This is a genomic window from Microcoleus sp. S13C4 (assembly GCF_036700865.1).
In the GTDB taxonomy this organism is placed as follows: Bacteria; Cyanobacteriota; Cyanobacteriia; order Cyanobacteriales; family Microcoleaceae; genus Microcoleus.
In genome coordinates, this window is sequence record NZ_JAUBPS010000006.1 from 127,595 (window position 1) to 134,979 (window position 7,385).

Annotated in this window: 3 protein-coding genes; all 3 read right to left on the minus strand. The window is 41.2% G+C overall.

Going from position 1 to position 7,385, the window contains the following annotated elements:
* Nucleotides 1-131: 131 nt before the first annotated feature.
* The 3 genes from QT996_RS05015 to QT996_RS05025 all read right to left on the minus strand — a co-directional run bounded on the left by QT996_RS05015 (nt 132) and on the right by QT996_RS05025 (nt 7,366).
* Nucleotides 132-5,477 carry an AAA family ATPase gene (locus QT996_RS05015; RefSeq protein WP_333044962.1) on the minus strand — a complete coding sequence of 1,782 codons (5,346 nt, stop codon included), beginning with the start codon at nt 5,475-5,477 and terminating at the stop codon, nt 132-134.
* Nucleotides 5,478-5,589: 112 nt separating this feature from the next.
* Entirely contained in the window at nt 5,590-5,868 is a 279-nt protein-coding gene (locus tag QT996_RS05020; protein ID WP_333044964.1) for a hypothetical protein, read from the minus strand.
* 97 nt (nt 5,869-5,965) lie between these two features.
* On the minus strand, nt 5,966-7,366 hold the full coding sequence (locus tag QT996_RS05025; protein WP_333044965.1) for a hypothetical protein: 1,401 nt from the start codon (nt 7,364-7,366) through the stop codon (nt 5,966-5,968).
* Nucleotides 7,367-7,385: the final 19 nt, after the last annotated feature.

Below are 7,385 nucleotides of genomic sequence, written 5' to 3' on the forward strand. Positions count from 1 at the left end.
CCCAACCGGAAACGATATTAGAATAAAAATTTTTAAACTCATTAGTCCTCTTTAGAGGACTTTAGCTTTGAGGCAGGGAATTCATTCCCTGTCGGACAGTCGGACAGTCGGACTAATAAATTCTCCCATACTTACTTCTGTTTAATTACTACCAAAGTAATGTCATCAAATACTTTTTGCTCACCGATGTATCGGCGCACGTCGTCAATAATAGCTTGCTTGATTTCTGCTGCTGACTTTTCCCTGTTAAGGGCAATAAGTTCAATCATTGGCTCAATACCGTATTCTTTTTGATTCATATCAAAAGCTTCGGTAATTCCATCTGTGTAGAGTACGACAACATCCCCGGAATTTAATTGTATTTCAGTAGTAGCAATGAAATCGGCAATATCTGGTTCCAAGGCGATGGGAAAGCCTAACTCTATGGTATCAATCCGCTCTACTTCGCCGCTAGAACGCACGACAATCACCTCTTCGTGCTGTCCGCTCAAACGCAGGATGTTGTCTCCCCGATATTCCAGCAAAGAAAGGCTCATACTTTTACCGCAATTCATGCGCTCTACGTTGTCAAAAAGCGTTTGGTTGACTGTCTGCAATAATTTAACTGGGTCGGTTTCATTGTGAACCAACAAAGTGCGAATTGCTGTTTGCGCCATAATCATTAACACGCCGCTTTCTAAACCGTGTCCTGTCACGTCGCCGATGCCAATTGTGGCTTTACCGCCGTGATTTAGTACGTCGTAGTAGTCGCCGCCAACTTCATCAGCCGGTTCCATGAATGCAGCAATTTCTAACCCTTCTATTGACTCTAATTCCTGCTGTTGAGGCAAAATCATTTGTTGCAGGCGGCGGGTTACGTCTAGTTCGGCACTCATGCGAATATTTTCTACTTTTAGCCGTTCGTTCAAACTCAATATTTCTGTATTAGCTTGGGCTAATTCTGCGGTGCGATCTTCTACTTTTTGCTCTAAAGTTCGGTTGTAATCTTCTAATTGTTCGTAGAGACTTGCATTTTCAATTGAGATCGCAGCTTGAGCCGCAATGATTTTTAAAGTTTCCACTCTTTCCGAGGTAAATGCGCCGATCGCCAAATTATTTTCTAAATAGAGAATACCACCTAGTTTGCCTTGATTGAGTAGGGGAGTGCAGAGGATCGATTTGGGTTGAGTAGCGGTAATGTAAGAATCCCCAGTAAATAGTCCTTCCTCGGTGGCGTTATTTAATACTACATTTTCGTGGCTGCGAGCGACGTAGTTAACGATGGCGGTTGATAGCAGGGGAATTCCAGTTGCAGGATCTACAGAATCTACGGGAATGGATTGCATAATGGTAATGATCTCGCATTCTACTGCTGCTTCCGCTTCAATCGCCCAATTTCCGCCTTGATCCAGAATCAGAAAACCTTTTTGGGCGCCTGCGTTTTCAATCACAGTTTTCATCACCTGGTTTAACAATTGTTCGAGAACGATTTCACCGGAGATAGCTTGGGATGCTTTCATTACTGCGGCAAAATCTAGCGCTTCGCCGGAATTGCTACCAGTTGTGGTGATTGGATTGATGATATTATTTTCAGTATCTGTTCGGGTTGAACTAAGCGACTGAAGAGCTAAAAATTGCGGGTATCGCGCTTCCAAATCTTTGACTTTAGCTACAGCCCCCCAACGCTGATAGGCATAGTGGGCATCTTGCAGGTAGTGACGGGCAACATGATTTTGATTTCTGGCTAAATAAAACCTGCCTGCTAGTTCGTAGGCGAGGGCTTCTTCGTTGAGATATTCGTTTTCGCGGGCTAAGATGATGGCTTTATCGTAATATTCTCTGGCATCTTTATCGTTGCCTAATACGCGATCGCGTTCCGCTTCGACTAGATAGAATTTGTGAAGGTAATTCATGGGAGCTTGCTTTGCCCATGTTTCCATTTTTTCTCGTTTAGCAGCTACCTTTGTCAGGATTTCTTCTCTTTCCGTCTCTGAGGAATTAGGATATAGCGCTAGTCGGGCTAACATATCATACAAATAGACAACAGGGAGAATAAACGAGGAACCTGCATTAGCTGAGTATTCTTCAAAGCGGTCTGCATTCTCCACAGCTTGCTGAAATTCCTCGAAAATATAACATAGAGGAACTTTATGAGAATAAACGTGCATGAGCGCAGTTCGATCGCCACCTGCTTGATGAACTGGCATCATCTTTTGTTCATCGTATACTTCACCGATTAAACAGCAGGGATTTTCTACTTGTTCCACCAAGTTCAGGATCGCCTGCATATAGATTTGAGCCCAATGAATGTATGCTTCCTGTTTAGTTTGATAAGTAACTTCAAGGGCTTTCGCCATCTCTTTCTTGGCATCGATCAGATCCACACCGCTGAAGTACAAAGCGTAAGCATAGCTATGCCTAACACTAGCAGCATATTCAAGATCTCCAATTTCTATCCCATTTTGATAAGCTTCCATACAAAAAGAAGATGTGTCTCTGAGAGGTTCATTCCAATGCTTGAGACATAGCTTATACACTGCATAAGTTTTTGTTTTGAATGTTCTATCTTTGAACCGTTCTATTAACTTCAAAGCAAGTTGGCCAAACTGATAACCAGCATCAAGCTCTCCTGATAAGCAGATGATCAGTCCATAACCTACGTATGGATAAGCAGAATCAGCAGCATTACCATACTGAATCGATAAATTTACCTGTCGGGACCAAATTAACAAGCTCAGTTGATTAATTGCTACAAACGCAGGACTCAACAAGTAGTTCATTACTCGCATAGCTGCTAGTTTATAAGGGTCGGTCATTTGCGGTAAGTCGATTAACTCCTGGGCTTGCCTACCCGCTAAGGCAGATTTTATCTGCTCTACCTCTCGCGTCAGATCGGATTGGTTCGGTCGTTGCGGTAATTCTACCCCAAGTAATTTCAGAACGTCTAGCCCAATTTCAATCGCCTCTAGGTATTTAATTTGGGCGCAATAAGCTTGTATTTTAATTTCATAGACTTTTACTTTGTCTAACAGCGTTTGGGCTTTTTGCAAAACTACCCCAGCTAAGCGCTCCATTTCATCGTAGTTGGCAATTGTATAAGCTGTTTCTGCTGCTTCTAAATACAAATCTAAGGTAAGGTTGTACTGCTGCGACCAACTCTTTTTATTTAACAAAGTTAAGCCGATCTGAAGGTAATTAAAAGCGGGTTGGCTAGCTGCTGAAGATTTGGCTTTTTTACCTGCCTGTAAGTTTAATCGAGCTAACTCGTATCGCTCTATTTGTCGAGCGATTAGCGTGCGGCCTTTGTTTAACTGATTGACAATATCAAACAGCTTCTGTGACAATTCTTCAGATGATGTGTTTTGGAGTAACAACCTTCCCACGCGCAGGTGTACTGACTGTCTATCTGCTTCGGAGATGAGAGAGTAAACTGCTTGTTGAATGCGATCGTGAGCAAATTTGTATTCTGCAACCAATCGCTCGGACAAACCTGCTACATCAAGTTCCGCCAACTGATAATCACGGCTGAGGGGTATAATTAGACCAGATTGGAGTGCTGACCGTAAATCTGTTGCTGTTTCTTGAAGAGATTTTTCGTAGATAATCGCTAGTGTTTTCAAGTCAAACTGATTCCCCACGCAAGCTGCTAATTTTAAGACTGCCTGAGTTGGTGTCGGGAGTTTTTTTAAATTTTTGCTCGTTAGTTCTAAAACGTTATCTGTAAGCGGTTGCGCTTTGATTTGTTCTAAGTCCCACTGCCATTGCTGAGATTCGTAGTTAAAATACAACCATGCTTCAGAATGCAGTGATTTTAAGAATTCATTGATAAAAAACGGGTTGCCACCAGTTTTTTGTTGCAGCAATTCGGCAAGTGGCTTAGCATTTTTTGATTCCGCAAAAAGTGTATCAACTAAAAGTTGCGTAATATCGGTTAAGGCTAAAGGTGTCAAGAATATTTTATTAATTGTTGTTGCTTTGGCTTTCTCAATATTTTCCAATGTATGAATTAGCGGATGTGCCGAGCTTACTTCATTATCGCGATATGCGCCAATAAAAAATAGATATTTACGAGCTGCTACTGTCATCAGCAGTTGAATTAATTCCAGCGATGCTCCATCTGCCCACTGCAAATCGTCTAAGAAAATTACTAACGGATGTTCGGGCTGAGTGAATATATTAATAAATTTTTGAAAAACCAGATTAAAGCGATTCCTCGGTTCTGCTGGAGGCAGATCTGGTAGGGGTGGTTGCGAACCAATAATTAGTTCTAATTCCGGGATAACTTCAACGATTACCCCTCCTGCTTCCCCTAATTCCGCTTGTAACTTCTCTCGCCACTTGCTAATTTGGGCATCGCTTTCTGTTAGTAACTGCCGTACTAATGAACGAAATGCCTGAATTAAGGATGCGTAGGGAGTATCTCGTTGAAACTGGTCAAATTTACCAGAAATAAAATAGCCGCGTTGTTTAGTCAGCGGCTTATATATCTCCTGGATTAATACTGTTTTTCCAATCCCAGAATATCCAGAAACCAGCATCATCTCACTGGTTGCTTGGCTAACTCGCTCAAAAGCAGCTAATAGGGCAGAAATTTCCCGTTCTCGCCCGTACAGTTTTTGGGGAATTTGAAATCGATCGGAAATATTGTGCCGAGCAATTGGGAAAGGATCAATTTGCTCTTTGCTCTGCCACTGTCTGAGACATTCTTGTAAATCTGCCTTTATTTGATATGCTGACAAGTAGCGTTCCTCAGCATTTTTGGCTATTAATTTCAACACGATCGCCGAAATAATTGGTGGAACTTCTGGTTTGAGTTCGTGCGGTGGGGTAGGTTGTTTAGCAATATGACAATGCACTAATTCCAAAACATCATTCGTGGGGAAAGGTAACTGTCCGGTTAGTAATTCATAAAAAGTTATCCCCAGCGAGTAAAAATCAGTGCGGTAATCGATTGTTCGATTCATGCGACCTGTTTGTTCTGGCGAGATATAAGCCAGCGTTCCTTCTAATATGTTCTGGTTAAGAAAGGTTGGGTTTTCTCGCGACAGGGTGGTGGAAATTCCAAAATCAATTAGCTTCAGCTTACCTGTCTGCTGATTGAAAACAATATTTGATGGGTTAATATCTTTATGAATGATGTGCTGCTGGTGAACCTGACCGAGAATTTCAACAATTTCAATTGCCAGATGGAGAAATTCAGCAATTGTAAATTTTTTCTTAGCGATTATCTGATTGAGGGATTCGCCGCCAAAATCTTCTAACTCAATTACCCACTGATTTTCTAGGTTTTGGAAGCTGTAAACACCTATTACGCCTGGTAAGTTAATGTTTTGGGTTATTTCATACTCTCGCTTAAACCAGGCAATTTTTTCAGGTGAAGGATAGGCTTGTTTGAGCATTTTGAGGATAACAGGCAGATTGTCTGCTTGCCGATATCCGCGATAGACTAACGAGTTACTGCTCTCATGCAGTTTTTCAGTAATTTGGTAATTTTGCATAGTTAGGTTTTGAGGATAAAAAACCGCAACAAGTGCGGTTTGAGCTTATAAAATATCAATCTACTTTCCCAAGTGTAGAAAATTCTTAGTGGTTTGACTTCAATACCACATCCTAGTTAGAGTCGGGTTCGGGGTCTGACGGTGGAGAAGGAGGAAAAGGATCGGGATCTGGCAAGGGATCGGGTCCGGGATCGGCTAAAGTATAGGCGATCGACACTCGTTCTTCTGCAAAGATTGCGGCAATTTTAGCGTTTTCACCGCTCATCATTGCAGTCTGTTCTGCTTCAGTTAAACCCATTTCTTCCATTAAGGAACTGGGGTTGTTGAGGAAAGCACTTTGTTTCTTCGTGTCAAGTGCTAAATCTGTTAATAAATCCAATAGGTTACTCATGGGATATTCTCCTAAATCTCTAAGGTCGCGAACAGTGAAGAACTAAACTAATCGTCATTAATTTTTTCAGTTGATTTTCTGGCAATTAAGGGTTTCATTAATTGGGCTCAGAAAATTTTAACACTATTCCCTCATCGTGCAACTTTTTAAATATCTTTGCTCTGTCTTCATGTGAAAACACTGGAGTTTGATAAAGCCTTTCTGTAACGTAGTAAGGATTGATGAGGAATGCAAGCTCTAGATAAGCCGTTTCTGTACCAATATTACTTTTGTTTCCCAGAAGATGGCTTACTTCGGCAAGAAAGAAAAGAATATAACTCCACATCTCTGTCAGTGCAAAGTTTTCCCATAGCCATAATTGTGCCTCTGCTTTTTTTACACCTAAATCAGGTTGTTTTATCACATCTTCTAAAACAAGCTTCTTTAATTTATGTCCCTCCTCAGCATGACTATTTATCCATTTCAACTGTTCTATACTAACTGAGGGTTCTGGAACATTAATTTGATGTCGTAATACCTTTTTAAATTTGTGACAAAACTCCACTTCTGTATCTTCAAAAAACTGCTCTAATTTTCTTTGAATATTTTTAATTTCATTTGGTTTTAATGACCCTCTTTCTTCCTTCTTTTGGTGAGCCTCAATTATTGTGAGAATTAGCTTAGCCATCAAGTCACCTGGACTAAGTATCAAAGCTTGTTGGAGAAAAGCGATCGCCCTAATGTAGTGGCTTTTTTTATCCTCTGGGTGTGATTGTTTCTTGGTCAAATAAAAAGACAAGAAAGCGTGTTCGTAAAGATTTACCCTGCCACTTTTCAAGAATGGAACGGGAGAAGAAGACTGTTGCATAATCTCCATACTGGGAGCTATTACAGCTTCAACTCCCAAATCCCAGAATGAATTTTCGTAGTCTTGAGTCAATCTGTAAACTGTCGATCGCATACCCCATGCCCAAGCGTATGTAGGCATGAGTTCAATCGCTCTATTAAGGCATTTCAAAGCGTCTTTTGCGTGTTGTTTTATGTTTTCTTTTCCGCAAGAATTTTCTGGATTAGGTTGCTGAGATATCGGCTCCTTCAGGAAGTGGATGATACCTTTAGTTATATACAGGCGATGGGTTGCCCCCAAGTGAGCTAATGCCCACGCATAGTTGCAGCTTTCTGGCGATTTAGCATCAAGCGCTTTTTGGAAACTATCTATAGCTAATTTAACATATTCTGGCCTTCTGCTATTTTCCGTAATTGCTCGAAGACGATAGGTTTCACCTAGCTGTGCATGAGCCCAGAAATACCTATCGTTTTTGTCGATCGCTTTCTGTAAATAAAGTGCTGCTTTCCCATAATCCATCACATGGTAATAGCTTGCTCCTAAGTGAGCATTAACCCAAGCATTGTCAGGATACATTTGGAGTTGTTCAAAGATCTCGATCGCCTGTTCGTAAGGGGAGCATCCCGGTTTTGCAAAAGCCTCAAATGGCCAAGAGATCGTTGAGGTAAGCACAACGAAGTTTTAGCATTTG

Excerpts from the sequence above, each read along its gene's own strand:
- QT996_RS05015 (WP_333044962.1), bottom strand. The coding sequence starts at position 5,477 with ATGCAAAATTACCAAATTACTGAAAAACTGCATGAGAGCAGTAACTCG.
- QT996_RS05020 (WP_333044964.1), bottom strand. The coding sequence starts at position 5,868 with ATGAGTAACCTATTGGATTTATTAACAGATTTAGCACTTGACACGAAG.